Origin of the sequence: Nocardioides immobilis (genome assembly GCF_003515065.1) — a bacterium.
Lineage (GTDB): Bacteria > Actinomycetota > Actinomycetes > Propionibacteriales > Nocardioidaceae > Nocardioides > Nocardioides immobilis.
This window is the reverse complement of sequence record NZ_QXGH01000049.1, coordinates 15,128-41,527: the sequence shown is the minus strand read 5'-3', so window position 1 is coordinate 41,527 and position 26,400 is coordinate 15,128. Positions and strand designations below refer to the sequence as shown.

Here is a 26,400-nt window from a genome sequence, read left to right as displayed (position 1 = left end):
CCGCCACCGTCACCACGCAGGGCCCTCCGTCGGTTACGACACGACGCGAAGGGTGGGGACTTCTATCTGGCCACCAGTGGGGACCTCGACTTGGCCACCAGTGGGGACTTTTTCATGGCCACGGACAAGGCCCGATCACGAGGGTCCAGCCCGCTGACCCCACTTTCGCTCAGAATCACTCTGAGAGAACTCCACGCGCCTGCCGCGCGAAAACAACGCCCGAATCGGGTCCGAAGTGGCGTCAGGAAGCCTTCTGAGTGCCTCTTACGACGACTCGGCCCGATCCGAGGCCTACCGGGCCGAGCTTCGGCGACCTGCCGGGTTGTCGAGATGCAAGGAAGATTGACGACGCGCCCGCGGGACAGTTTGGCGAGATCGGTCGATCAGTGGCTCGTCGTCACGGTAGGCGATGGGCCCCGCCTCGCGGCCACGGCGGCCCGTCCGAATAGGGCCCCTTCACCGGAACACATCACCGGACGGGCTAAACGGACACCGGCCAGAGGCGCAGGCACGCTGGCCTGCGTCGTTCCCGTGGGAGGTTCCCTGACCGGAACTGCTGCGCCCATTCCAGCCCAGAATGATGCGCCGCCGCCGAGCGGAACTGCCGACCCGACACTACTGTTCGCCCGTGAGCCGACGGCGGCCGGCCCGGGCCGTACGTCTAGCGCCGCTCGACCATGACGAGTACTTGGAGGTTGGGTCAGATTGTGTGTGCCGGTCTGGTGCTGGTCCCTGGCCGTGATGGACGACTGACCCTCGAGCCGGCCTCGTCGACCCCGCGGCGGTAGCAGCGCGTGGAGCGACCCGCGCCAGAACTATGAGCAGCCTCACCCCTTCGCGGTGGCGACGCTCGCCCCTAGACACGCGGTCCGCTCCTGCCGAACGCACCGTCCTGTGGTACCCAACCCGCGCATATCAGTCTGACCGCACGTCGCCAACGACACGCTGACCACCGACCAGGTCGACAAGGCCAGAGGCGCCCGCCCCGGGGGAAGAGCAATCCCCCGGACGGGCGCCTCACCCTGCCCTTGACAAGGGGTCACTCCATATCAGTTCTCCAGACCGACTGCAGCAGCGACCAGGACCACGCCGTGGGCCAAGAGAAAGGCGCTGGATAACGCGAAGAAGACCTTGAGGATCGGTGCCAGTGCCTTACCCGGCAAGCGTGGCGGCGACCAGGCAAATGGCTCTCTTGTTCAGGAAGCCGGTGATCTGCGGGTCGGGATAGTCCGGGAGGAGGTCGCGCCACCGGTTGTTTTCCGCGATCGAGTCCGCGCGGTGCCAGTTCTGGTTTGCATAGCCGGCGTAGAGCAACGCTACGTATCCCGCGGTCGCTGAGACGACCATGCCCACCGAGGCGGTGACCAGGGCACGCTCCGGCTCGTCCAGGCGCACACCGCGGTCGCCGATCGACCGCGAGATCACGTACCAGAGCAGTGCGGAGGAAAGGCCGAGGAGCCATGAGGTCACGGTTACCATGCGGTTCTTGCCCTCCCCGCCGAACGCCGCGAAGTGACGCCACAACTCCAAGTCCTAGTTGGAGGTCCGACCGAACGGCGAGGCGTGCCGCACGGCGCGGACGGCACGTTTAGGTCCCTGGACGGACTGGTCACGGTCTTCGTCCACCTGCCCACTGTATGCCGGCGGCGTAGGACATCCCCTCAGCCCCAACCAGGATTCGCTGGTCGCCTGCCTGCACCGTGGCGCGAGATAGCTCTGGCGAGCCAACGGACCAAGTACCTACGTCGCCGGGAGCGAAGCGGTGGGTCGAGCGGGCCGACGGTGGTTTGAGCGACGACGTCGTGGTTTGTGGATTCGGGTATGCACTCTCCCCCCGGGGCGCTCGCCATAAAGTGGGGGTGAAGGTCCCGGTCAATCGGGCGGGCGGCGGAGCCGCTCTGCCTGGCCTCGCAGTGCTCGGGCCACCGTCGCCTCGAACCGCTGAGCCGGGGTGGGTTCCTCCGACAGCCGCGACCGCAGCTCGGCGGCGGCGTCCGGGTCCTGAGCCGCCTCGGCGAGGGCGCGCGCGAGGAGACCCGGGTTGGCGACGAGCTCGTGCGGCGGTACGCCGGCCCGCTCAGCCAGCCACCGGGTCGCGGGTCCGGCGTCGTCGTGAGTGGTCATTGGGGCAGTCCGTTCTTTGCCTGGTTGAATTCCCTCTGGATCTCGACCCAGCGGGCACGCGCGAACTCGATGAACTCACCGACGGTCATTTTGGCTTCCCGCGCTCCGCTCGGGAGGGTGACGTACAGGCCGAGAGGCGTCTCCAAGGCCGCCTGGTCGAGCTCCGGCGCCTCGCCGATGTACATGATGTCGGGCAGGTAGGCGAGCAACGCGTCGACCCACGCAGCCGGCGTCATCGACGGTGCGTTGTCGCGCCAGAAGGCCCGCAAGTTTTCGTGGAAGTCACCGGTCCCGACGGTCAGTCCGCCACCGCGAAGCGACTGGGGCCGGCCCTTCCGGCTCCGGCTCGCCGAGGCGATGGGCTGGATCCGGTCGCCCGCCTTGTCGTACGAGAGGTCGCTCGCATGCGCCTCGACGTGGGGGATGACGCGAGTCTCCACCTTGCCCGGGCCACGAATCGTGGTCACCTCGGTGAACCTGAGGGTGAAGATCACCGCGTTCGTCGGGCTCCGCAAGCTGCCCAGCAGGCGCACCCAGCCGACTGCCTGGGCCGTCTCTTTACGGCTGTGCAGCTCTGCCGCGAGCTCGAGGACCTTCATCAGCATGCTGCGCGGGATCCACTCGTGCTGCCCCAGGTGCACCTGTCGCAATTTCTCCTTCAACCACTTCTTGGTGGACTTGTTCGCGGCAGTGGCTGCGGCGACCTCCTCCAGGGAGACTCCGGCAAGAGGGCCCTGGATGATCTGTTCGAGCTGGGCCATGAAGTCGGCGCTGGAGAAGACTCCCTTGACCAGCACCTCGACCGGCTGCTTGAACGGGGAGTCGAAGGAGCCCAGGTCCACGCCCGCGGTGTAGGAGAGTGCGCGGATCCGAGCCAGGGTTTCGTCGGAGGCAGTGCTGCCCAGTGCGGCGATCGCGTCTCCGCGCATCTTGGCTGCCACCCGCGTGCCGAGGCTCCGCAGGAACGCCGCCCGGACCTGGTGACCCGGGGCGGTGTCCTCCAGGGCGTACGCCCTGAACCCTGGGGACGGCACCGGTGGGTGCTGGGGTCGCTCGTAGAAGGGCAGCAACGCCATCTGGTGGGCGTTGGACGCCAGCACCTCGGTGGGCACCATCCCGGTGAACGACGCGACGTCCCACACCGGGGCCTCGGCCCCGTTGAGGGGTTTGGCCCGCGCTACCCCGATCACGTCCTGCTTCCAGCGTTCCAGCACGGCTGCGGCGCGCTCGGCGCCTGCGGCCGGGAAGGCTGCCCGGATCTCCTGGAGGTGCTTCTTGGCGTCGTCCTCGCCGAACAGCGTGAACAGGCGGTCGAGCTTGGACGCGATCGAGTGCTCGGCCGACTCGACGCCGGAGTCGTCGGGGGGTGCCTTGTAGTTCGGGTCCGTGGCCGGGACCCGCTCCGCGGCCTCGAACCCGGCCACGAGCGCGGTGGCTGCGGCGTTCGCAGCCGCGGCCTCGGAGTCGACCTGGGCCAACAAAGTCTCGGCTTCGGCGCGCTCCGGCGTACCCTCTGCCGGCTTGCCGGCCTTGAGCGCCCCCTGCCACCGGAAGATCCAGCCGGGGATCGTGGTCGGTGTCGAGGCGACCATCAGCTCGGCCTGCGAGCCCTCTCGCTGAACGAACAGGCGGTGGGTTTCGCCCGCGGCGCTGAACCGGACATCGGTCCCGAGCTCGTCGTCCCCCTTGCCCTTCTCCTTGTCGTCGCCGCCGAGGCCCATCTTCTTCAGCAGCGCCTTGCCCCGCTCGGCGAGGAAGCCGATCACCCGGTCCAGGACCTTGAGCACCGTGGCCTGGAGCTTGGTGATGACCTCGGCGATCTCGTTGGGCAGCTCGCCCAGGTGCAGCAGGCCGGCCAGGAAGTCGATGACCGGCGGGATGAGCATCGCCAGGCCCTGCTCGACCTTCTTCGCGAGCCCGCCGACGTTGCCGGCGACCACGTCGGCTAGCCCGTTGACCACGGCCTCGATGAACCGGAAGATCCGGGCCGCGTTGTTGAAGATCCACTTGCACACCTGGTAGATCAGGTCGATCGCCTGCGCGATGGCGCCGACCGGGTTCAGCATCCCGATGACCCGGACGATGACCTGCTTGATCAGCGTCTCGACGAGGTACTGCACCGCGGCCTCGAGGATGGTCTGCACGATGTTCTCGGGGGTGAGCTGCTCCTTGACCAGCTCGACCAGCCCCTCGGGACCGCGCTCGATCAGCACCGAGATCAGCTGCCAGGCCGCCTCGATCACCTCGACGGCGGTCGGCCCGATGTGCTTGACCAGGATCTCCCGGACCTTCGGCCAGGTGATCCCCATCAGCTGGAGCGCGAAGGAGAACAGCGAGGACGCCGACATGTCCTTGGGCATCGGGATCGGCGTCTCGAGCCCCGAGAACAGCCAGTCCCAGAACCCCTTGAGGACGTGCTGGCCGAAGTTGTCGAAGAACGCCTGGAAGCCCTGCTTGAGGCCCTCGACGAGGTTGTTGACGAAGCTCTCGGGGTCGTCGGCGATGTCCGAGATGACCTGGCCGATCTTCTCGATGAGCGCCCAGAACGCCGAGGGTGGGATCCCCACCAGCCGGAGCAGGCCGTTGATGATCGCCCGCACCGGGTCGTCGATGAACTCCTCGATGGCCGCCACGACCCGGCCGATGAGACCGCCGGCCTCCTGGCGCTTGGCCTCAACCTCGGCGTGCGCCTCGTTGACCGCGGTGACCGCGCGGTTCGAGATGTCCTTGACGAAGCTGGTCTGGGCCTGCGTCACCTTGGCGCCGAGGCCGTCGAGCAGGCCGCTGAAGCGCGCCTTCTCCTGGACCGCCCACTCCGGGAAATCCGCCGCCATCTCCGTGAAGGCCGCGTCGATGTCCCGGCGCGCTCCCTCCACCATGGCCTGCGCGGCTGCGATGACCCCGTTGACGTCGCTGGAGATGGAAAGCAGCAGCTCACCGACGCCGTCGCCGAACTCGCGCTCGGCCCGGTTGTACTCGTCGGTGACCCAGTCCGGCAGCCCGCCGATGTAGTCGCCGATCGCGAGAATGGTGCCGCCGACCCCCTCGTGGCGCTCGTCGATCCACTTCTTGACCCGGTCCAGGGAGTCGTGGAAGGACTGCGACAGCTTGGTGAGCCCCGCCTCCCAGCGCGCGATCGCCGTCTTGGGCAACGGCTGCAACAACTGGTCGACGGCCTTCTGCGCGGTGTCGAAGATGCCCTGCGCCCGTTTCGACACCGACTCGCGAGTGTTCTGCTCGTGGTCGACCATGCCGGTCTGCTTCTCGCCGACCTTCCCGACCGTGTCCGCCCGGGAGGCCTGGAGGGCCGCGACCGCCTGCAGCTGTAGCTGGGCCATGTCGGCCTGGGCGCTGTCGATGGCCTGCTGCTGCTGGGTTGCGAGCTCGGCCGGCGTCTGCTGCGCGACCTCGCCGAGCTCACCGCGCGCCGCCCGGGCCTCGGCGAACGGACCGTCGGGTATCTCCTTGGTGACCCGGGTGTCGATGCCGGACTCGGCGATCCGCTGGTCCGTGGCGGCGACATCGGCGTCCAGGGAGAGGTTCTCCGGCGGGATGGGGTCCGGCGCTGCCTGCGCCGCCGGTGCGGTCATGCCCGGGGAGGACGGGCTCGGCGGGACCACCGGGGTGGGGGTGAGCGCCGGCGACCCGCTCGGGGGGGAGTTCATGGCCTGGTAGGAGCCGGCCACCTGGTCGGCCTGGCCCTGCACCGACCCGGTGACGGTGGCCCCGGCCTGCTGGGCCTCCTGCGTCGGGTCGGTCTCGAGAAGCTTGTCCTCGTCCTCGGGGCGGTTTTCGCGGATCGCGGTCCGGATCCGGTCGACCAGCGCGACGATCTCCGGGCTCGGCGGGGTCCGTTCCCCGAGCTGCGTGGCCAGGGCGTGCTGCGCGCGGGCAGCAGTCTCGGCCGCGGGCTCGGCCACCGCACCACGGGCCTCGCCGACGTTCTCGTCGGCGGTCGGAAGGTCGCGGGCAGCCTGCGCCGCGCCACGCGCACTGCGCGCGACCCCACCGCCCCGTGCCTCCGCAGCGGGTGTCAGCTGGGTGGGCGCCTCAGGCATCAGCACCTCGACCGGTGGGGGTGCCTCACCTTCGGCCTCACCCTCGGCCTCACCTTCGGTCCCGCCGTCGGGCGCGCCCTCGACTGCGACAGCGTCTGCCGGTGCTTCGGTCGCGGCGGGCGGGGCCGCCGCCGGTCCGCCCTCCGGTGTCCCGGGCACGGGCGGGGCCGGTGTCGGGGGCATCGGGCCAGCAGGGGTGGCCGGTACGTCTGTTGTCTCGGCCTTCGGGCCCGCCTCGCCGGCAGGCGGGACGCTCGGAGGAGGCGGCTCGACCGTGCCCACCGACCCGACCAGCCCGGCCAGCGCGGCCCGGATCGCCTGGTCGAGCAAACCGAGCGCCGCGGGGTCGTCGGTGCCGTAGATCCTCGGGGCGAAGAACAGGTCCCGGTTGGACACGAACGCCGGTGCGCCACCGAGCTCGGCGTTCGGATGGACGACGAGGCCGGTGAGGTCGACGCCGAGCAGCCCGCGGAACGCCTCCCGCAGGCGCGGGCTCAGGGGCTGGCCGGGCGGCAGCGCATCGCCAGGGAGGGTGACGGTCACGATTGCGCCGTCCGAGCGGGCGGCCAACCCTTCCACCGGCGCACACGCCGCGCCGTCCGGGAGCCCCGCCAGGTCCACCGAGACCGTGGAACCGCGCAGCTCCACGTGGGGAACGGGGATCGCCTGCTCGGGACGCCACCCCGAGACCTGCCACGCGCAGTCGGCCACGCGCAGGCCGAGCACCGCGGCCCGCGCGGTCAGGTCGACCGCCCCGTCGAGAGACCCGTCCTCGCGGAACCCCGCCCTCCCCGTGACGTCGAGGAACGGCGCCCGCCCACTGAGCAGGACGGTGCCGCCCGCGGCATCCCACTCGGCCTGGACGGCCGCCAGCCCGCCGTACACCTCACCGGACAGCGCCGCCACGACCTCCCCGGCTGGCGGCTTGGGGGCGTGCGTGAGTACGGGTGGTGCCTCGGCTACGTCGGCCGGGGAGCGGGGGGTCGGGGTCACCGCGTTGCGTCGCTCCGCGGTGGGCTCGGCGACCGGCGTCGCGGTCACGCCGGGACCGTCTTCCCCGCCTTGTCGTACTGCCGCCGGACGCCCGCCACCAGCTCCTCCGCCCGCACGACCCGATCGCCCGCGGCCGCGAGGTAGGCGGCCTCGAGGACAGCGTCGCGGATCTGCGCGCCACTCAACGAGTAGCGCTCGGCCAGGTCGACCAGGTCGACGCCCTCGGCCAGCGGGAGCTCGGGGGGCAGTGCCCCGAGCCAGAGGCGCTCGCGCTCGGCCGGGCCCGGCATCGGGAACTCGACGACGACGTGGATGCGGCGGCGGAACGCCGCATCGATGTTGCCGAGCAGGTTGGTGGTGAGGATGACCATCCCTGGGTGCTCCTCGATCCGGGACAGCAGGTAGGAGACCTCCTGGTTCGCATAGCGGTCGTGTGCGTCGGAGACTTCGGTCCGGGTCCCGAAGACGGCATCCGCCTCGTCGAAGACCAGGATGCTGCGCTCGCGGGCCGCGCGGTCGAAGATGCGGGCCAGGGACTTCTCGGTCTCGCCGATGTATTTGGAGACCAGCGCGGACAGGTCTACGACGTACGCCGGCCGCCCGGTCGCGGCGGCGATCACGGCCGCCGTCATCGTCTTGCCGGTGCCCGGAGGGCCGTGGAAAAGCGCCACCAGCCCGGCGGTGTTGTCGTGGTGCCGACCGAAACCCCACTCCTCGACCACGAGGTCGCGGTGTGCGATCCGGGCCCTGAGGTCGGCCACCCGCGCGCGGGCCCGGGCGGGGAGGACGACGTCGTCCAGGGTGTGCACGGTGCGCAGCGGCGTGGCCGGGAAGTCGGCCGAGACCGCCGGCTCGGCCGGCGGCAGGCCAAGGAGCCAGGCGGCCAGCCCCGGCTCGACGCGAAGCACGGACGTCGGATCGTCACCGGGCGGGTCGAGCACCAGCAGCCCGGCAGCTCGGAGGGTCCCGTGTGCCGACAAGGTGAGGTTCGCGTCGAGCCGGCCGCCGAGTGAGCGGGCCACCAGGGTCCGCGCCACCTCGCAAGTAAGCCCGGTGACCCCCGGACGGTCGGTGAGCGCGGTGTAGCGGGCGGCGAACCGCTCGTCGACCTCTGGGGCGAGCGCGGCGACGAGCACCAGCGCCTCCGCGGCGGTCAGGCCGGCGGCGGCGATGGTGGCGGCCAGCGGGCCGAGGCCGTCGTACCGGTCCAGGTCGGGTAGCTGCTCCCCGAAGCCCTCGACGGTCAACCGGTGGCCGCCCGGGCTGGCACAGCGCTCCTCGGCGCGCAGGCACAGCATCGCGTCGAGGGTCTCGAGCGCGGCCCGGAGCTCGTCGACCGGGGTGCGGGTGGGGGCCTCGGTGGTCGCGGTCACGGCCGGAACCTCACGCTGACCGGCGGCGACCACGGCAGCTTGAAGAGGGCCACCGGATAGGGCAGCTTCGGCAGGAGGACGTCGAGCGGGTGGGTGGCGGCGGCCAGCCGGGCCGGTGTCGTGGTGGCGTCGAGGAGCCCGAGCCGGCGCACCCACTGGTCGCGCACGAAGCGTGGGCTCGAGCTCGCGAACCCGGGCAGCAGCCCCGCGAACGCCGCCAGTGCCCGCTCGGCGCACTCGTCCACCGTGGGCAGACATGGGTCCAGTGCCGGCACCGTGACCTGGTCGCCGTCCGGTACGCCGGCCAGTAGACGTACCAGGGGATCCTCGAGCAGGCCGCCGTCCTCGGGATCGGCGAGCCGGGCCAGGATGTGCGCGCGCAGCCGGTGGGGCTCCCCGGCCGGCGCCGACCGGAGGGCCTCACGACAGACGTCGGCCAGCCACGGCCACAGCAGCGCCAGGCCCGCCGCCCGGGTCACCGTGGTCAGGTCGACCTGGCCGGCGTTCTCGTCCACCAAGTCGCCGAGCGTGTCGAGGTGTCCGCGGAGGCCGGCGAGGTCCGGGGCAGGCGCGCCGCCGGGCGCGCTCGGCTCGGCCGCCGGGTCGAAGGTCGGCACCGGTGGCAGCGCCGGATCGGACGGACCCCGCGGAGTCGGAAGCTCGCCGCGCGCGTCTTCGCTCGACGTCGGCGGCCTGCGGGTGGACTCGACGGATCCGTCGACAGGCGTGCCGGCCGGGGGTGCCGACCGGGCCGGGGCCGAGAGCGTGGCGCGCAAGCGTGTCACCAGCCGCGACCAGCTGGCGTCACCCAGGAGGAGTGCGACGGCCGCGACGTCTGGCCGGGCCAGCAACAGAAGCGCCCGGGGGACGAGGTGCTCGACGGCTCGGGGCCGGGCCAGCCAGTCGGCCGCCGCCGCCGCGACGTCCTCGGGCGACCCAGTGGGTGACGGGAACCACGAGGTGGGGCCAGCCGGGGTCCGGGCGCCCGGCGTCCCGCCGGCGGGTGAGCCCGAAGTCCGGCCGGCAGCACCAAGGACCTGCACGCGGATCGCGTCCGCCCACAGGACCGCGAGCGTTGCGTCGTCGTACTCATCGGGGTCGAGGTCGAGCCGGACGGTGATCGTCTCGAGCCGGAGGTCGGCCACGTCGCCGAGGGCGCGTTCGAGCGCAGCCGGGAGCTCCCGGCCAGCCACCGCGGCCAGCCGTCGCGCACCGGGGCCACGGATGCGGAGCCGATCGACGGCCACGTCGGTCACCGGACCATGCCCCGCAACCCGCGCAGCTTGGCGTCGAGGGCCCGGCCGGTCGAGGGGTCAACTCCGGCGGCCTTGACCATCGTGCGCATGGTGTCGAGGACCTCGAGCGTCGCCACGGTCAGTGCGGCCGGTTCTCCGGTGGCCACGGACAGGTCGAGCTCCGCCTGCGCGTGCGCGGCCGCTGCGGTGTAGCGCTCGAAGTTGCGGTTGCCGACCTGGCCCAGCGAGCGCATCGCCTCCACCGTGGTGCCGGCGAACTCCGCGATCCCCCGCGCGAAGTCGACATCGAAGCCCGCTGTCAGCCCGGGCTCACGAGTCCGGGTGATCACCTGAAAGCCGCCCTCGAGCTTGATGACCCGCTCGTTCAGCGTGGTGATGCCCTTGAACTGCTCGTCCAGCGACTTCACGTCCCCGCTGAGGGTCTTCATCTGGTTGTCGAACTCGCCGACCTGTGCCTCGAACCCCTTGACCGTCTGGGCGATGCCAGCGGCTGCCGTCGTTGCCGTGTCCGCGGCCTCGACGGCCCGGGGCAGCGCTGCGCCCATCTCCCGAGTGGTGTGCAGGGCGGAGATCCGGCCGGTGCCGATCACGTGCCCGGCACCGTCGACGGTGAGCACCATGACGTCCGACGGGCTGAACCCGGTCGAGGGCAGGTACCCGTCGAGCTTGCTCAGCTCGGCGTCCTTGACCACCTTGATGGTCGCCTTTCCGCCGAGCTCCTTGACGGAATCGGTCAGGACCTTGGAGACCTCGTCGGCCGGGTGACCGAGCAGGTCACCCCCATGGAGGAACCCGTCCTCGAGGGTGTCGATGGGGTCGATCTCGTAGATGACCTGTGGGTCGTACTTGATCGGTGGATTCCAGATCGGCCCGCGCGGGTCGAAGTCCTTGGGCCTGACCCAGTACTTCTTCCAGTCCGGGTCGATCTTCTTCGGGGGGAAGGTGACGACGAGGCAGTCCTTCCAGAGCAGCTTGTGGTGCTTGCAGTAGTGCGGCGGATGGACCGTGCCCCCGCCACCGGCCGGCGGCGGGTCCGGTGGCGCATAGGAACCGAGCAGTCCCTCGACCTCCTCGCGATACAGCGCGCACGGGTCGGAGCAGGTCCCGCCCAGGAACGCCTCGGTGAAACCGCGCGGGGGTTCCCAGTGGTGGCGGTAGGAGCAGTCGAACACCCAGCCCGCCGTCTCCTGGTGCAGCCACCCCAGAACGACGCCGTTCCGCTTGGTCGTCTTGTCGTCGAGCAGCGCGCACAGCGCCTCGCAGCGGAGCAGGTCGAGGGTCGCGAACAGCACCATGTTGAGCCAGCCGCACTTGTAGCCCTTGACTCCGGGGAGGTCACCGGCGGCCATGTCCGTGGCCTGAAGCTTGGCGATCAGAGTGGCGCTGACAAGCGGGTCGCCGCCGTTGGTGAGCCGCTGGACGATCGCGTCGCGCAGCTTGGCGTAGGTCCACCCGGTGGGGTTCGCGCTCGCGTCGACGAGGATCGGCCGGACTCCGAGCAGCTCCTCCTGCTCGAACTTCATCCAGCTGCCAGTCAGTCGGCCCCGGACGACTCGGACGTCGACCACCGGAGTGTGCAGCTCCGGGTGACCGCCGCAGCCGGCCTCCCCACACGCGGGAGGAGGGGCGATGTCGTCCCGAGCCTCGATCACGATGCTGAACCCGGTGGCGTTGGAGTTGATGAAGTCGTACGACGGCGTCACCGGCGTCGGCGGCAGGGTGATGTCGTGGGCCGCGATCAGGGCCAGCGGCGTGCCGGCCTGGTCGACGGCCCGGCCGGGCGCAATCGTCAGCTTGTTGCCGGCGACTGTCCCGCCCAGCCCAGCGTTGATGCCGAACCCGACCAGCTTGCCCAGCAGCCGGTCGCGCGCCAAGAGGAACGCGGTCGTCGTGTTGAGCTGGTCGGCCGTCAGGGTCTGACCCGGTTCGTAGATCGGGTATTCGGTTTCCTTGATCGCCATGGTCAGCCTTTCGTCGGTGCGAGCTGGGTCAGTGGCCGTCGTGCGGGAGCAGCCCCGCGTCCAGCCGATCGAGGCCGCGGCCCTCGTCGATGCACTTGTAGATGTGCACGCCGTTCGCGTGGCTCACCACCGAGACCACGGAGCAGAGCAGGGCGTTGAGGTCCTTCTGGTGGGTCGCGACCGCCTCGGCGTACGCCTTGAGGTCCTGTTCGGTCGGCTTCTGCGAGAGGACCGGAGGGGAGGCAAGGATACCGATCTCCTCGAACAGCTTGGGCGAGACGAAGCAGACCCGGATCCAGACATGGGCGGGCGCGTACCAGTTGACGAACTCGACGGCCTCGCGCCGGCGTCGAAACTCCTCGAAGTCCGCGGTGCTCGGCACGAACAGGGTCGCCGTGTAGGGCTCGGCGACCAGCTGGGCGCCGGGCGCCTTGAAGTGCTCCACCAGCAGGGGGCGAGCAGCCGCCGGCATGTCGAAGTACCGGCAGAACCAGTCGAGGAAACCCCGAGGGGTCCCGCGGCGACGCCAGAGCCGGGTCATCGCGGCCAGCACGGTGCGCCGCTTGGCCAGTCCCGGCTCGGTTGCCGTCCATCCGGGCGGGAAAGCGAAGCCCAGCCACTCGGCCACCACGTCGTAGGCCTCGGCGTACGACGCCAGGACGGCGTCCTTGCCGGCGTCGAGCGGGAGCTCGGCCGGCCACCGGAGCATGGCGTCAGGACCGGCGGTCAGGGCCAGGTCCTCCAGCCGCTCGAGGTACGCGTGGTCGAGCTCGTCGGCCAGGCCAAGGAACGCGTCGACCTGGGCGAAGGACGTGGCGTCCTCCTGGTAGAGCGCCGGCAGCTGCTGCGCGAGGCGGGTGTAGTCCGGGCTACGCATCGGAGCACTCCCCCGTGAGAGCGAAGCTGACGGTGAGGCAGTCGAAGCTCGCGATCCGCGGCACGGCATTGGCCGGGATCGGCAGCGCGCCGTCGGCGAGGCGGAGGAAGTCGGCATCGCCGAGGACCTGCATCGCCAGGTCCTCGACCCCGAGCACCGTCGGGTCGGCAACGATCGCCTCGATCACCTCGGTGAAGCGGATCGGGTCGCCGGGCAGCCAGCCTCCCGGTGGCTGCTCGTGCAGCGGCCACGGACCGGACACGTCCGGGGGTCGCGGCGGCGCAACCGGTCCTCGACCGCTGAGGAAGAACGCGTCTATCCGGTCCCGAACCCCCTGCAGGGTGACCGCGGGGTCGACACCGACGCCGGTGACGACCGTGCCCTGGACGACGATCTGTGCGGTCCGTAGCAGACCGGCGCCCACCTCGTCGCAGATGACCCGGCGCGGGTCGTTGGGGTTCAACGTGTCCAGCCAGGACGGGTACGGCGCGTCGCACTCCGTGCCGATGGCCTGCCTCAGGACCGCCCGCAGGAACAGCTGCTCCTCGGCGGGAGTGAGCTCCGTGTGGTCCTCGGGATCACGCTCCACGACGAGCGTGAGGGCCGCGGCCGCCGGGTCGACGCCGATGTCGGGCAGGGACCCCGTCGGCAGGCCGTTCCAGGCGACACCGTCGAGTCGTCCGGGCACCGCCCAGGCCCGATTGACCCGACTGTCCGCGCGGGCGCGGCGCGCGTAGTCCTCGGCGGTCACCGGCTCGCAGGTCAGGGCCTGGATCGGGTGCGGCGGCCAGATCCGGGTGGCGCCGTCGGCGGACTCGAGCTGCTCGGGCAGCACGCCGACAGGCATACGGGCCGCAGCCAGGGCGATGTCGGCCTCACTGGTCGTGAGGTCTTCGCGGAGGAGTGCGGTCCGGTTCGCCGCCACCGCGGCCGTCGACGTGGCGGCGCGGACGTCGGCGAGGCGGGCGACGAGCGCCTCCTGCCCGAGCCGACGTCGTTCACGTCGAACCAGGGCCGCGAGCTCGGTCGGCCACAGCGGCAGGTGCGGCGCCAGGCGGAGGGCCGCGCGCGCGTCCGTGTCGTCCAGGGCGTCGTCTGACTTGCGTTCGGCCTCGACTGTGGACGCGACCAGGTCGGCGTACTCGTGGGCGGCGGCCCGCACCAGCCGGGTGCGGAGCAGGGCGATGACGTGCGGACGCTGGCCGGGGGTCCACACGACGTCCCACGGTGGTCGGCCGAGCAGCTCGACCGCGTCGGACGGCTGGTCGCACGCCCGCACGAGGGGCTCCAGGACGGCGGCGTTGGTGGGCTGGCCGGCCGCGGGCCTGGCCGCCAGATTGGTCGCGATCGCGCCCACCTGGCCCGCGGGCAGAGTGGCGTGCCAGTGCCGACCCGCGGGCGGGTCGTAGGCCCGGACCTCCAGCGGCCAGCTGTCGAAGCTGCGCTCCTCAGTCCGGTAGTGCAGGTCGGCCAGACCGAACGCCGCTACCTCGGCCAGGGTCACCCCGGGGTCGGCCAGGTTGTGGTCGGACCAGGAGGTGGGGGCAGCGTCGGTGAGCGCGCGCATCAGCCGGTTCAGGATGGTGGCCCAGTCGGCGTCCGGCGCGGAGGGCGGAGCGGGCAGCTCGAGGGTCGGGGGTTGCTGGCTGGTCACAGCTGCTCCTCGACGGTGAGCGTGTGGGCGCCAGAGGAGCAGTAGAGGCCGCGGCAGGGGTCCACCTCGACGACCTCGACCGCGTCGCCGGCCTCGTTGCGCAGCTCGAAGCTGGTCACCACCTCGACGACCTCCATTCGCTCCATGGCGGCGACCAGGGACGACGCGTAGAGGGTGACCCCCCATCGGGCCGGACCCGGTGTGACCGGGTGCAGGAGGGCGTCGAGGCGGGTGGTGATGGTCTCCAGTCCGATGAGGGCGGCGACCCCGCGATTGAGGGTGATGGTGGCGACGACGCTGACCGGCGCGTACAGCGGGCAGACCACCGCGACGTCAGCGCCCACCGGCATCAACGGCCGCAGCAGGTCGGTGATCCGACCGGTCAGGCTGACCGAGGGTCGGGGGGTCGGCTCGTCGGGCCGGTCCGGCAGCACCAGGACCCCGACGCTGCCGGCCCGGCGGGTGCCGTCGGACCGGGTGTGCGGCAGACACCGGACCGCAGCGATCTCCGGGAAGCCCAGGGCCACGTGCTGCTCGTAGTCCCAGGCCGCCACCGCCCGGCCGCGGTGCCGAGCGAGGGCCGAAGCGCGCCGGCGGTAGCCCCGGTCGTCCTCGGGCCCGCGGCCGCGCACGGACGACAGGTTGGTCACCTTCTTGACGCCGGGGACCGGTGAGACGGTGCCCTTGATGGTCCCGGGCGGGAGCAGGGCGTCGTGGCTCGGGTCAGTCTCGGGGTCGGCCTCGGCGGAAACGAACGACGCCACGACGGCGTCCGTGGTGACCCCGCGGATCACGCCGAGCATCCCCGGCGCCTCGGTGACCAGGCGGATCCAGCGCCCGCTCACGGCGTCCACGCCGGCGCAGCCGCTCGGCCACCCTTGCGGCGCGACGAACCTGACCAGGCCACTCTCGCGCAGGCCGCGGCTCCCGTCGGCGACGGGGAGGGGCTGCCACGCCGTACCGGTCCACGACTCCCAGCGGGCCGGGACATCGTCGGCGACCCCGCAGGGTGACGCCGAGTCGATGTCGAACCACACCGAGACCGTCGACCCCAGCGCCCGGTCCGGGAGCTCCAGACCGAGGGCGACCATCCCGGTCGCGCCACTGTCGTCGACAGCGCGCCGGAACGGGTGGAACGATCCGGTCGGCGGCTGCTCCGCGCGGCGCCAGCCGCTCACGGACTCCACGCGGGTCGCGGCCACCGGCAGTGTCGTGTAGCGGACGGTGATGGCCGAAGCGATCGGCGGGACCGGCGGGACCGGCATCGTCGGTTTCGGGGTGGTCCCGGCGACCGCCTTGGTGGCGAACGCGGCGACCTTCTCCTGGTAGTCGGTCCATCCGAAGTCGCCCTTGGACAGGAAGGCCCGCAGGTAGTGGCCCGGCTGGCCACTGATGCTCACCGGCTCCGACGCGATGTCGTCCGCGATCGTGGCCTGGACGCCGGTGAAGGCGGAGGACGGGTCCCCCACGCCCTGCCATCCGCCTTTCACCCGGCGCTGCCACACGACCTGGGCATCGCCGCGATCGCCCAGGTAGCCGTCGATGAGGTCGAGCTTGTCCAGGACGTTCTGTGAGGAGAGGCCGAGCAGCTTCTTGAGCTGGACGATCTGTTGGGACACCTCGTTGTACACGTAGGTCGGGACGCCGCTGCCGCCGACGGACAGGAACAGCGGCGCTCCCTCCTCGGCCATCACGGACACGGTCACCGTCACCTCGTCGACGGCCTTGCCGAACGCCTCGTCGCAGCGGAGGTAGAACGCGTCGCCGCGCTTGGCCACCGCTCCGAAGGGCTGGAACTCCTTGCTGACGTCGACCGCGCCGTCGTTGTAGAACCCCGCTTGCGGCACCACCTCGGAGCGGGAGGTGACGGCGATGTCGACGCCGGTGAAGCTGAGGGTCTCGGGGACGTCGACGTGCGCAGGCACGACCGCCTCGATCCAGGCGACCTCGCCGTCTGGGGCTCCACACTTTTCCTTCAGGGCCAGGGACACCGTGTCGCCGGACACGATGCCGACGGTGGGGTCGCCGGGCGACCCGTCCGGGAGCGAGCAGCGCCACATCACGCCGGTCAGCGCGGCCACGCCGGACGCGTCCTTGAACGAGATGTCCACCCCCATCGTCCCGCCGGAGAACACCAGCGCCGGAGACCAGATCCGGAGGGTGTGCGGCGCGTTGGGCCCTAGCCTCGGCTCGAGCGGGAACTCCGGCGCGGACGCCGCGGCTCCGGGCCGCCCGGCGGGGTTGCCGCCGGGGACCAGGCTGCGGAGCCCGGCCAGGGCGGCGCCGTGGGCAGTGAGCACGTCGAGGGTCGCGTAGCGACGCTCCCGCTTGGCGAGGTCCTTGCCGCCGCGCAGCAGGGTGCCGACCGGGAGCACGGCCGGGGCAACCTTGGGGTCGATGGTGGCGTGCGCGACGACCCGGTCCGGCACCACGGGCAGCCGGGGGATCCCGAGGATCCGCTCGAGCCAGTCCTGGTGGGCGCGGTCGACGACCGTCGCGGCGTGCTCGTCGAGCTGGGCGTACTCCTCGGCGAGGGCAGCCAGCAGCACCCGGTCCGGCTCGTCCGGCAGCCGCAGCGCCTCGCCGTCGAAGAGCGCGTCCTGCCACGTGCTCGTCTCGTCGAACGGCGCCAGCCCGGCCACCGCGGCGAGGGCGCCGACCACCTCTTCGGGAGTGCGGGTCACGGCTCACCACCGACGGTGAAGGGCACCACCAGGCTGTTGGGCCGCCGGTGCCGGTCGATGCGGTACTCGATCGTCACGTCGATCCGGTCCTCCGCCGTGCCGGCCGGTACGGCGGTCACCGAGTCCACGGTCACCCGCGGCTCGCCGAGCACCAGCGCCCGGCGTACGTCGTCGGCGAGCCGGTGGCAGACGTCCCCGGTGCGGGCCTCGAAGACGTACCGGTCGACCCCGGCCCCGAGGCTCGGCCTCATCACCCTGCTTCCCAGCCCGGTCCGCAGCAGGATCACCATGGCCTCGCCGACGTGGTCGATGCCGTCGTTCATCGCCACCCGCACGGCGTCGGTGCGGGCCCAGCGCGGGGGGAATGCCCAGCCGCGCCCGACCTGGGGGTAGTCCTGGTCGGTCATGCGATCACCACCGTGGGGGCGCCGACGGCGACCGAGGCGCCACAGACGCACGAGTCACCCGCACGAAGTGCCGGGCGGCCCTGGATGAGCACGGTCGCCGAGCCGGCCACGAACGGCGTCGACGGCGGGTGGGGTGGGGGAGACGGGATGACGCACGCGTGCATGTCGCCCAGCACCGCGGCCGGCATGCCGCCGATCAGCACCGTGGAGACGCCCGGCCCGACGACGGTGCCGCCGTGCACCGTCGTGTCGCCCACCCGAGCCGCCGCTGGCATCGCCTGCTCCTCTAGTTGATCTTCACCAGGGCCCCCTTGAGCCCGAGCGGGCCGGAGGCGGTGAGGTCGAAGGTGGCCGAGCTCTCGAGCTTGGACGGGCCGCTGGCCTTGCCCTCGATCGACGTGGCGTCGAGCTTGACCGCGCCCGAGGCGGCCTTGAGGACGATGTCGCCCTTGGCGGCGTTGAGCTCGATGCCGTCGTCGGACAGCGTGACCGCGTTGGCCGAGGAGTGGGTCAGCACGATCTTGGAGTCGTCGTCGTTGATCACCACGCTGTTGCCCTTGCTGGTCTCGAGCGTGATCTTGGGGCTGTCGTCGTCCAGGGTGATCGTGTGCCCGCCCGGCGTGACGATCGCGCGGATGGCGTTCTTGTCCGGGTCGATCGTGACCGGCGGCGCCTGCGTGCCGTTGTGCAGCGAGCCGAGGACGACCGGGTGGTCAGTGGCGCCGTCGACGAACCCGACGAGCACCTCCTGGCCGGTGTTCGGCACGAAGACGGTGCCGAAGCCGTCCCCGGCATCGAGGGTGGCCACGCGGGCCCAGACGCCCTCGCCGTCGTCCTTGCGCCACGGCAGCCGGACCCGGACCCGGTTGGCCGAGTCGGGGTCGTCGAGCGACTCCACGGTGGCCAGGACCAGAGGACCACCCCGGACGCCGGACTCCGCGGCGGGCGCCAGCCTCGGGGGAATGCCGACCTGGAACTCGGTGCGGTAGCCCGCGCTGGACAACCGGTGCCGCGCGGCGCTCACATAGTGCGGGCCCGAGAGCCGGGTGCCGACCCCGGTGACAGTGAGCCACTGGTCGCAGCGGATGGCGGCGTTCCCATGGGTGACCCCGGTGCCCGAGTAGTGCGCGAGCGCGGCGCGGCGCTGCCGACCGATCGCGATCGCGTCCGCGGCGTCGCTGGCCGGTACGGCGGGCGATTCGGCCCGCTCGGTACGCAACGGCCAGCCGGCATCGCCCACGGCGGTGTCGTGCGCCACCCGGTCGCCGAGCTTGACGTCCGCGGCGGACGCGCCCTCCTCGGACTCCGTCGCCTCGAGGGCGACGGTGTCCCAGGCGGTGCCGACCACCGAGTCGACCGCGCGAGTGATGTCCTGGGTCAGGTGCAGCTCCACGAGGGACTTCGTGTAGACGAGCTCCAGCTCCGGCTCGGCGGTGCTCGGCGGCCGCAGCACCAGCGAGTCGCCGCGGACATAGGTCACCCAGCCGAGCTCGCGGGCCCGGGCCTTGAGCAGCTCCCAGTCGCTGACCCGGTCGCCCACGACCGCGGGACGGGTCACTCCGTCGGCGGCATCGGCGGTCAGCGAGTAGTCGGCCGCGACCGCGTTGGCGAGGTCGGCGTCGGAGCTCTCGGTCAGCTGGCGCGACCGCGGCGGGTGCTCCATCAGGATCGACTTTGACCGGGCCTCGACGCGGAGCGCGGGCGTCCCGTTGTGCGGGAACTGTGCGGTCAGCGAGCAGATCACGCCCTCGAACACGCTGGCCAGGTCGGAGTGGTAGCCGAGGGCCACCGCGATGTCGGCACCGGGAGCGAAGGGTCCGTCGTCGCTGTACCGGACCTTCTGCTGGTCCGGGTCCCAGTTGTGGACGAGCAGGGTCAGCCGGCCGTGCCGGTTGACCTCCTCGTGCACGTCCAGCTCGATCACGTCGGCGGCGACGAGTGGCTCGAGCTTCGTCCCGCCCACGGTCACCTCGAAGGCGGGCAGGTCGGTCGCGGCCTCGGCCATCAGCGCGCCGCCACCGGTGGGAGCACCAGCACCTGGCCGGTGACCAGACCGCGGGGGTTGGCCAGCCGGTTGGCCCGCGCCAGCGGTCGCCAGTACGCCGCGTCGCCGTACACCTGGGCCGCGATCGCGTCGAGCCGCTCACCGTCCCGCACCAGCCAGGTCTGGAACAGGTCGGGCGAGGACCGCTTCTCGATGGCCGCGATCTCCTCGCGGGAGAGGACCTCCTTGAGGCTCAGCTTGACCGTGGCCCGGAGGGGCTCCCCTCCCCGGTCGAAGAGCTTGTAGGTCACGTCCGCGGAGGTGATGACGCCACGGAAGGTGAACGGGCCCCAGTGGGCGTGGACGTAGTAGGGCTGGTGCTCCTCGCCGTGGTAGCTCGCGAACTTGAGCAGCCCGTCGAGCCGTCCCTTGATGCTGCCCGGCTCGTCGACCACCCCGGTGCCATCGAGCAGGAGCTCGAGGCTCGCCTCGTCCGGCTCGCCGCCGGTGTAGGCCGACTCGGGCTTGTCGGCGCCCGCCGCCTTCGTCTCCGGGTAGGTGTTCTTGCGGGAGAAGGTGAGCTCGGTCGGGTTGAGCTGCGTGGCCCAGACCAGGCCGACGGGCTTGGTCTGCTGGACGTCCTCGTAGGCCTCGAGGGTCAGCTTCGTGAGCTGGCTGGTGAGCAGGTTCATTGGTCCCACTCCCGGCGCAGCACCTCGAGGACCCGTTCGACCGCGCGGCGTACGACGAGGTCGAGGTCGGGCACCGACGAGATGGTCGCAGAGGCGCTGGGGTCGGTGGGGGCGACGGTGGTCTCGGTGATGATCTCGGAGATCACGACGGGCATCTCAGATCCCCAGCTTCTTGAGGGCCAGGCCGTGGTGGGCGATTTCGACCGATTCCACAGCGACCGCGCTCGCCTGGGCATCGAGGTCGGGCCCGGTGAGCTTGACCGGCCAGCCGCGGGTGAACGACCAGACCCGCACCGGCTCCATCACGCCCTCGACCGCGCTGGTCAGGGTGATCGTGCCGTTGCGGGGCGCGACGTGCCCGGAGACCTGGTACTCGCCGTACCAGTCCCAGAGCTCTTGCAGCGGGCCCGCCCCCTGGGTGAGCACGAGGTTGGGGAACGACGACCGGATCGGGAAGCGGTGGGTGTACCGGTTCTCCCCGCCCTCCTGGTAGTCCTCCGTGCTGACCTCGCTGGCCAGGCCGGTGCACTTGTTGAAGCTCACCGAGATCAGTCCGTCGATGGCCAGCACGAAGTGCGCCGTCGTGAACGGCACGAGGAGCGGGGCGGCGAGGGGGAGCATGAGGTCAGGCGACCTCGATCTCGATGCCCTCGCACGCGAATTCCACGGTCTCCAGAGAGACGTCGGTTCCGGTCGACTTCAGGCCCGGGCCCTCGACCTTGACCGGCCAGGCGTCGCGGATCTTCCACGTCATCACCGGCGCGCGCTCCTCGTTGAGGAGGCTCACCGTGACGTTGCGCCGTTGCACGCTGCCAGCGAGGATCGTGTTGTACCACTCGAAGAGGCCGTTGCCCGCGTCCGCCGGTGCGATGCCTCGCTTGAGCGTGACGTTGCCGAACTTCTTCAGCCCGGGCTGCTTCCGCGTCGACAGCTGCAGGTCGGCGCCGCCGCGGTACTCGACGATCTCGGCCTCCATGGTGAGGCCGCTGACCTCGGAGAAGCTGGAGGTGTTCTGCGAGTCCTGCCAGCTCACCGCGAAGTGCAGCGTGGTCAAGGGATACATGGGGTGCTCCTAGGTCTGGGCGCAGTGATGGGAGGGCTACTCGGACAGCCGCTTGTGGCTGAACCTGAACACGACAAATTCCGCCGGCTTGGCCGGGGCTATCGCCACCTCGGTGATGACCAAGCCGAGGTCGATATCTGTTTCCGACATGGTCTGGCCGAGGCCGACCCGCACCCGGTAGGCCTCCTCGGGCTTTGCGCCCGCGAGGGCGCCGGCCCGCCACTGCTGGTCGAGGAAGTTCTCCAGCGAGGCCTTGATCCGGATCCAGGTCTGGGCGGTGTTGGGCTCGAAGACGACCCACTGGGTCCCGTCCTCGACCGACTTCTCGATCATGTTGAAGAGGCGACGGACGTTGACGTAGCGCCAGACCGTGTCGTCGGTGGCGTTGCGCGCGCCCCAGATCCGGGATCCTCGACCGGGGAAGGCCCGGATCAGGTTGACCGAGCCGGGGTTGAGCAGGTCCTGGCGGCGCTGGGTGTAGGTCTGGCGCAGCCCGACGATGCCCTTGACCGCCTCGTTCGCCGGCGCCTTGAACACGCCTCGCTCCTGGTCGGTGCGGGCGAAGACCCCGGCGACGAACCCCGACGGTGGCACCGTGGTGAACCGGTCGATGGAGTCGGGGTCGATCGTGAGGATCTGCAGGTGCGGCGCGTACATCGCGGCGTACGTGCTGGCCAGGTTCGTGTTGCGCCAGGCGAGGAGGGCGACGTCGTCGTCCTCGTCCGGCCCGTCCACGACGGCGAACCGCCGGAAGTTCTCGCAGTGCGTGACCACCTGGCCGACCAGGTCGGCTTGCAGTAGGGGGTCGGCGAGCGTCACCGAGTCAGGACAGATCACCATCGCCGGTTCCGGCGTGGTCTCCAGGGTCGTGAGCCCCATGCGGAAGTCCGCGTTGGTGGCGGCCTTGTCCGCTCCGGCCGCAGCCGGTTGGGCGAACGCCGGCATGCTCGTCAGGCTGATTGCCGGTGCGCCCGCGGCCCGCGGCGCCAGCGTCACGTACGCCGAGACGCCGTTCACCACGTCGTCCTTGGCGTAGTACTGCGGATGTGCCGGATCGAGGGCGAGCCCCTTGAACGTCTCCACGAGGCTGCCCTGGTCGGTGACCGTGAGGGTGAACCGCTGGGGCACGAACTTCGTCGACGCCATGGTCCGCACCGCGAACCGGCCAGTGTCGGGGTTGGTCGAGCCGGAGATGTCGGCGGTGGCGTCGAAGTCCAGGACGTAGATGTTGCCGCCCGGGTTCTTGACGTCGGTGATGCGCAGCACGTTGGTGTTGCTGAACTGGATGTGGTCACCGACCGTCGGGGGCACCGCACACCGCACGACGACGCCGTTGCTCGCGTTCGCGGGGAGCACGAACTCCGCGCGGTCGAAGGTGTTGGTGAGCGGGTCCCCGGTGGCGGTCCCGTCGGCGTCGGTGGTCCCGGTCCCGGTGCGGGTGACGGTCGCGGTCTTGGCAGGCGTCGTGTTGGTCAGCTTGATCGCGGTGCCGACGGGCAGGTAGCCGAACGCGTTGAGCACCGCGCCGATGCTCCCCGGTGTCAGGTTGATGGCCTCGGTGAGGACCTGCACGCGGAGCTGCGCCTCGACCCTGATCCGGCCGGCCGCGGCGTCGGCGCCACCGGGCACCTCGAAGTTCGGGGTCGCGAACGTGGCCTCGGCGCCGTCGGCGAGGGTCGCCCGGGCGTTGGTCAGCTGGTTGTCCGTGGCGTGGGGGACCACGGCGTCGGGGAGGTCCCACGTGATGTCGGCCAGCGCGAAGGTGGGCGCACCCCCCGTGATCCGGCCGTTGAAGGTCGCGAACCGCGGGGCGAAGGTGACTCCGTCCACGTCGGGGGCGTTCGCCGCGAGCGTGAGCTCGAGGGCGGCACCGGCGGAGCGGACCGAGACGACGGTTGCGGCGGTGCGGGTGCCGTCGCCGGTCTGGATGACCAGCAGGTCTCCGGCCCGGATGCCGGTCCCCGCGGCCAGGGTGATCTTCGGCGACGCAGGGTCGGTGCGGACCGCGATGGCGTCGCCAGGGACGAGCTCGATGTCGTTGGCGGTGGTCTTGGTGACGTTGATGGTGCCGTCGCCGACGCTGTTCACCTTGGCCTGCTTGGTCTTGCTCGCGGAGACGAGGGTGACCAGCGCGCCCGTGGTGATGCCTCCGGTGCCCTCGACCGCGATGTCGATCGCGGCGTTCTTCACCACGACCGCGGTCTTGACCGTGGCGCGGGCCAGGCTGCCCGCTCCGCCCGTCGTGTCCGGCGCGATGCCCAGGGTGACCCCGCTGGTCCACTCACCTGGCGACGTGGCATTCGCGACGAAGGAGAGCGCCGGCGTCGAGTCCTGGATGTTCCAGCTTGCGGCGGTCGACGGGTCGACCCGCACCACCCAGGCCGCGGGACCGCCGTTCTCGAAGAAGCCGAACACGGACTCGGCCACGAAGCCCCGGCCGTGGGCCGCCCCGAAGAGGCGCACGAAGTCCGACCAGCCGGTCACTCGCGTGGGCGTGAGCAGCGGGCCCTTGCGGGTGGTGCCGAGGACGGCCATCACGCTGGTCGATGCGGCGGCGATCGGCTGCGGTCCCGACGGGACCTCCTCGACGTACACGCCCGGGGATTGATAGGTCACGACGACCTCCTTGCTGGATGGACTTCTGGGTGGCTGGTCAGGTCAGGTGGGGTCGATCACGTGGACACGGGTGTCGGTGCGGCGTACGTCGACGCCGACCTTGCGCACCGATGTGGTCCCGACGCGCAGGTCGCCGGGCGTGTGCTTCCGGTCCCAGACGATCGCGGCGCTGCGGTACGTGCCGGGCTCGACGGTCTCGGGCAGGGGGATGGCCGGCCCCGGGGTCCCGCGTACGGTGACCATCCGGCCCGTGCTCGGGTCCCCGGTGCCGGCGGCGGTGAGGACGACGGTCAAGGTCATCTTGACCGGCGGGACTGGGACCTCGATCTCGGCGGCGGTGAGCGGGACCCGGACCGAACGCGGCTCCTGGTCGGGATCGAGTGGCGGGAGGTCGAGCAGGTCGGCGAGCACGCCGTCGGCCACGACCATCTGCAGCCGGGGCGCGGGGGTCACCGCCGGCTGACCGGTCGGGACGACCACCACGGCCTCGTCCCCGGCGACGCGGACCCGCCAGCCGAAGGGGGTGGACAGCAGCGCCGGCGCCGTGATCGGGATCCGCTGGCCGGTGGCGGTGTGCACCAGCCGGACCTGGTGGGCGAGGGTCGTCTCGATCGAGGCGATGACGGTCACGGAGCGGCCCCCACGAAGTCGACGCGGTGGGTCCGGACCCGGCCGGCGCCCTCACGCTCGAGGACCGGCACGGGGGCGACGTCCACCTCGTAGAACAAGGCGACGCGGCCCGGCCGACCGAGCAACCCCCAGATGTTGTTGCGCTCGTCGGCGCTGGGGCTGCACAGGCGCACGGTGATCGACTCGACGGTGTCCGACAGCGGGGGCTGCAGCGTGGGGCGCCGAAGGATCGGCGTGGTGTGGAAGGCCTGGACGATCCGGTCGAGCCTGACCTGGGTCTCGTCGTGGTCGCCGTAGTAGGTGACCAGGTAGTGCAGCTTGAGGGCGAGCGGCGCGCGTACCAGGCCGGCGATGCCCTCGACCATCGGCTCGTTGACCGTGTGCGGGTGGGGCTCCAGGGCGATCAGCGCCAAGGCCGCCTTGGAGTCGGTGGGGGCACCGTCGACGGAGGACAGCGAGTGCAGCTCGACCCAGTCGTCGAGGTCGGGCGTAGCCTGGTGGATCACGTCGCGGAGCGCGGTGGAGACCTCGACGATCACGGCTGGTTCTCCCACCGGCGCGGCACCAGCCCGGCGTCGTCAAGCCGCTCGTTGATGATCTCCTCGATCTCGGACACCGAGCCCGCGTACCTCTCTTTGCCGTGCTCCACGTCGCGCATCCGAGCCCGCACCTGCAGTGGGAGACCGGGGATCTCGCGGTGTTCGACCCACACCTCCAGCAGGAAGCGGTACGTCTTGAGGGGGTTGTCCACGCTCGATCGGCGACCTTTCTATTCGCACTCGAGCCTGTCCGCAGCACGTCACCGAGGTCTCACGGCACGGTCACCGGGCGATCACGGGCCGGCACTGCCCCTGGGTGGTGGTCAGTGCAGCCGCAGGACCGCGTCGAGAGCGCGCTCGACGATCGTTGCGAGCTCGCGGACCTCGCGGCGGGCGCGCTCCAGGTCTGCGACGAGCGACGCGAGGTCCCCCGCCGTCGCCGAGCCGTCACCGATCATGATCCGGGTGTGCAGGGCGATTGTCTCGGGCATCGGATCGGCTCCCAGCTCACGGAGCAGGGCAAGCCGGCACAGCTCGAACTGCCGTGAGGCCAGGTCCGCTCGGCCAGCGCGGTGGTAGGCCACCATCACGTGCCGGTGCAGGTCCTCGCGCAGCGGCTCCAGTTCGACCGCCTTCTCCGCGTACGTCGCCACCTTCGCGGCATCGTGGCGCTGCCCGTGGTACTGCACAAGGTGGTCGACGACAGCCAGGTAGAGGTTGGCGAGGCTGTCTCGCTCGAAGACCACCCAATCGTCGTAGTTCGTCTCCAGCAGCGAGCCCGTGTACGACTCTGCGGCGGACTCGAGGACTGCGGCCATGTCCGGGGTCATCGCGTCCGCGGGTTGGCGCAGCACCGGCGTGACCCGATCCCGGAACTCCCGGGCGTCGACGCGCACGTCGACGTCCGGCAGCAGGGCGACCCGGGACGGGCTGGCGGAGTCCACTACGTCGCGGCCGACGGTGTCACGGAGCTCCGTCCGCAGCCGCCACAGCGCCGTGGAGAGCCGGCGCCGGGCCACGGGCTCCGGGCAGTCGGCGAACATCTGAGTCGCCATCCGGGTCCGGCTGACGCCGTCGTCGGGCGCCATCGCCAGGAGCGCCAGCGTGGTGGCGGCGGACGGCGAGAGGCGAAGCCGGGCGCCACCGGCGCCGACCCAGGGGGTACCGAGAAGATGCACTTGGAGCTCTAGACGACGCTGATCTGCGGGCGCAGTCATCGGTAGGGGCATCGCGACTCCGTGGGTCGGTGGCATGCGTTCCTCAGCGCCTCATGTCCTAGTTGCCACGCTCCTCGGGGCTTAGGCCACTGCTTGTGGTCTTGAGTGTCCAGTCACCGATTGCTACATCGAAAGAGGTCGCTCCGCCCAGCCCGGCAATAGGCGTGATCAGACCAACGATGGCCAAGAAGGTGAAGGTGATTGATCGGCGTGACTCTGTCATGTCCATCGCCCGTCGCCTATCGCGGAAATCGAGCCGAGCGATGTGAGTG

At 71.1% G+C, this 26,400-nt stretch carries 21 protein-coding genes; all 21 read right to left on the bottom strand.

Going from position 1 to position 26,400, the window contains the following annotated elements:
* Positions 1-1,152: 1,152 nt before the first annotated feature.
* Positions 1,153-1,524: a hypothetical protein gene (locus D0Z08_RS30220; RefSeq protein WP_118929002.1), complete on the bottom strand. Its 372-nt coding sequence runs from the start codon at positions 1,522-1,524 to the stop codon at positions 1,153-1,155.
* A gap of 348 nt (positions 1,525-1,872) precedes the next feature.
* The gene (locus tag D0Z08_RS30215; protein WP_118929001.1) at positions 1,873-2,124 is read right to left on the bottom strand and encodes a hypothetical protein; all 252 of its coding nucleotides are present in this window, start codon (positions 2,122-2,124) and stop codon (positions 1,873-1,875) included.
* Positions 2,121-7,223 carry a phage tail protein gene (locus tag D0Z08_RS30210; protein WP_118929000.1) on the bottom strand — a complete coding sequence of 1,701 codons (5,103 nt, stop codon included), beginning with the start codon at positions 7,221-7,223 and terminating at the stop codon, positions 2,121-2,123. Before D0Z08_RS30210 ends, D0Z08_RS30215 begins: the two co-directional genes overlap by 4 nt.
* Positions 7,220-8,548, bottom strand: coding sequence for an ATP-binding protein (locus D0Z08_RS30205; protein WP_118928999.1), 1,329 nt, complete (start codon positions 8,546-8,548; stop codon positions 7,220-7,222). Before D0Z08_RS30205 ends, D0Z08_RS30210 begins: the two co-directional genes overlap by 4 nt.
* On the bottom strand, positions 8,545-9,804 hold the full coding sequence (locus tag D0Z08_RS30200) for a contractile injection system tape measure protein (RefSeq protein ID WP_118928998.1): 1,260 nt from the start codon (positions 9,802-9,804) through the stop codon (positions 8,545-8,547). Before D0Z08_RS30200 ends, D0Z08_RS30205 begins: the two co-directional genes overlap by 4 nt.
* Positions 9,801-11,765 carry a hypothetical protein gene (locus D0Z08_RS30195; protein WP_118928997.1) on the bottom strand — a complete coding sequence of 655 codons (1,965 nt, stop codon included), beginning with the start codon at positions 11,763-11,765 and terminating at the stop codon, positions 9,801-9,803. The genes D0Z08_RS30200 and D0Z08_RS30195 overlap by 4 nt, the downstream gene beginning before the upstream one ends.
* 28 nt (positions 11,766-11,793) lie before the next feature.
* Entirely contained in the window at positions 11,794-12,642 is an 849-nt protein-coding gene (locus D0Z08_RS30190; RefSeq protein ID WP_118928996.1) for a hypothetical protein, read from the bottom strand.
* The gene (locus D0Z08_RS30185) at positions 12,635-14,296 is read right to left on the bottom strand and encodes a hypothetical protein (RefSeq protein ID WP_118928995.1); all 1,662 of its coding nucleotides are present in this window, start codon (positions 14,294-14,296) and stop codon (positions 12,635-12,637) included. Before D0Z08_RS30185 ends, D0Z08_RS30190 begins: the two co-directional genes overlap by 8 nt.
* Entirely contained in the window at positions 14,293-16,980 is a 2,688-nt protein-coding gene (locus D0Z08_RS30180; protein ID WP_118928994.1) for a baseplate J/gp47 family protein, read from the bottom strand. Before D0Z08_RS30180 ends, D0Z08_RS30185 begins: the two co-directional genes overlap by 4 nt.
* Positions 16,977-17,387 carry a GPW/gp25 family protein gene (locus D0Z08_RS30175; RefSeq protein WP_118928993.1) on the bottom strand — a complete coding sequence of 137 codons (411 nt, stop codon included), beginning with the start codon at positions 17,385-17,387 and terminating at the stop codon, positions 16,977-16,979. Before D0Z08_RS30175 ends, D0Z08_RS30180 begins: the two co-directional genes overlap by 4 nt.
* Positions 17,384-17,662 (bottom strand): PAAR domain-containing protein, encoded by a 279-nt coding sequence (locus tag D0Z08_RS30170; protein WP_118928992.1) that lies wholly within the window; start codon positions 17,660-17,662, stop codon positions 17,384-17,386. Before D0Z08_RS30170 ends, D0Z08_RS30175 begins: the two co-directional genes overlap by 4 nt.
* A gap of 11 nt (positions 17,663-17,673) precedes the next feature.
* A complete protein-coding gene (locus D0Z08_RS30165; RefSeq protein WP_118928991.1) occupies positions 17,674-19,392 on the bottom strand; it encodes a phage baseplate assembly protein V in 1,719 nt (572 codons plus the stop codon).
* Positions 19,392-20,063, bottom strand: a complete 672-nt coding sequence (locus D0Z08_RS30160; protein ID WP_118928990.1) for a CIS tube protein — start codon at positions 20,061-20,063, stop codon at positions 19,392-19,394. The genes D0Z08_RS30165 and D0Z08_RS30160 overlap by 1 nt, the downstream gene beginning before the upstream one ends.
* Positions 20,060-20,218 carry a hypothetical protein gene (locus D0Z08_RS32490; protein WP_182481587.1) on the bottom strand — a complete coding sequence of 53 codons (159 nt, stop codon included), beginning with the start codon at positions 20,216-20,218 and terminating at the stop codon, positions 20,060-20,062. Before D0Z08_RS32490 ends, D0Z08_RS30160 begins: the two co-directional genes overlap by 4 nt.
* A gap of 1 nt (position 20,219) precedes the next feature.
* Positions 20,220-20,684: a phage tail protein gene (locus tag D0Z08_RS30155; RefSeq protein ID WP_118928989.1), complete on the bottom strand. Its 465-nt coding sequence runs from the start codon at positions 20,682-20,684 to the stop codon at positions 20,220-20,222.
* A gap of 4 nt (positions 20,685-20,688) precedes the next feature.
* Positions 20,689-21,126: a phage tail protein gene (locus D0Z08_RS30150; protein WP_118928988.1), complete on the bottom strand. Its 438-nt coding sequence runs from the start codon at positions 21,124-21,126 to the stop codon at positions 20,689-20,691.
* Between the two features lie 36 nt (positions 21,127-21,162).
* Positions 21,163-23,742, bottom strand: coding sequence for a phage tail sheath family protein (locus D0Z08_RS30145; RefSeq protein ID WP_118928987.1), 2,580 nt, complete (start codon positions 23,740-23,742; stop codon positions 21,163-21,165).
* A 42-nt stretch (positions 23,743-23,784) separates the two neighbouring features.
* Complete coding sequence (locus D0Z08_RS30140) at positions 23,785-24,372, bottom strand: hypothetical protein (RefSeq protein WP_118928986.1); 588 nt, start codon at positions 24,370-24,372, stop codon at positions 23,785-23,787.
* Positions 24,369-24,926 (bottom strand): Pvc16 family protein, encoded by a 558-nt coding sequence (locus D0Z08_RS30135; protein ID WP_118928985.1) that lies wholly within the window; start codon positions 24,924-24,926, stop codon positions 24,369-24,371. The genes D0Z08_RS30140 and D0Z08_RS30135 overlap by 4 nt, the downstream gene beginning before the upstream one ends.
* On the bottom strand, positions 24,908-25,123 hold the full coding sequence (locus D0Z08_RS30130; protein ID WP_118928984.1) for a hypothetical protein: 216 nt from the start codon (positions 25,121-25,123) through the stop codon (positions 24,908-24,910). The genes D0Z08_RS30135 and D0Z08_RS30130 overlap by 19 nt, the downstream gene beginning before the upstream one ends.
* A 111-nt stretch (positions 25,124-25,234) precedes the next feature.
* Positions 25,235-26,089 (bottom strand): AfsR/SARP family transcriptional regulator, encoded by an 855-nt coding sequence (locus tag D0Z08_RS30125; protein ID WP_245994655.1) that lies wholly within the window; start codon positions 26,087-26,089, stop codon positions 25,235-25,237.
* Between the last annotated feature and the right edge of the window lie 311 nt (positions 26,090-26,400).

Coding starts and splice junctions, on each gene's coding strand:
- D0Z08_RS30195 (WP_118928997.1), bottom strand. CDS start 11,765: ATGGCGATCAAGGAAACCGAATACCCGATCTACGAACCGGGTCAGACC.
- D0Z08_RS30175 (WP_118928993.1), bottom strand. CDS start 17,387: ATGACCGACCAGGACTACCCCCAGGTCGGGCGCGGCTGGGCATTCCCC.
- D0Z08_RS32490 (WP_182481587.1), bottom strand. CDS start 20,218: ATGCCCGTCGTGATCTCCGAGATCATCACCGAGACCACCGTCGCCCCC.
- D0Z08_RS30160 (WP_118928990.1), bottom strand. CDS start 20,063: ATGAACCTGCTCACCAGCCAGCTCACGAAGCTGACCCTCGAGGCCTAC.
- D0Z08_RS30190 (WP_118928996.1), bottom strand. CDS start 12,642: ATGCGTAGCCCGGACTACACCCGCCTCGCGCAGCAGCTGCCGGCGCTC.
- D0Z08_RS30215 (WP_118929001.1), bottom strand. CDS start 2,124: ATGACCACTCACGACGACGCCGGACCCGCGACCCGGTGGCTGGCTGAG.
- D0Z08_RS30150 (WP_118928988.1), bottom strand. CDS start 21,126: ATGTATCCCTTGACCACGCTGCACTTCGCGGTGAGCTGGCAGGACTCG.
- D0Z08_RS30155 (WP_118928989.1), bottom strand. CDS start 20,684: ATGCTCCCCCTCGCCGCCCCGCTCCTCGTGCCGTTCACGACGGCGCAC.
- D0Z08_RS30165 (WP_118928991.1), bottom strand. CDS start 19,392: ATGGCCGAGGCCGCGACCGACCTGCCCGCCTTCGAGGTGACCGTGGGC.
- D0Z08_RS30170 (WP_118928992.1), bottom strand. CDS start 17,662: ATGCCAGCGGCGGCTCGGGTGGGCGACACGACGGTGCACGGCGGCACC.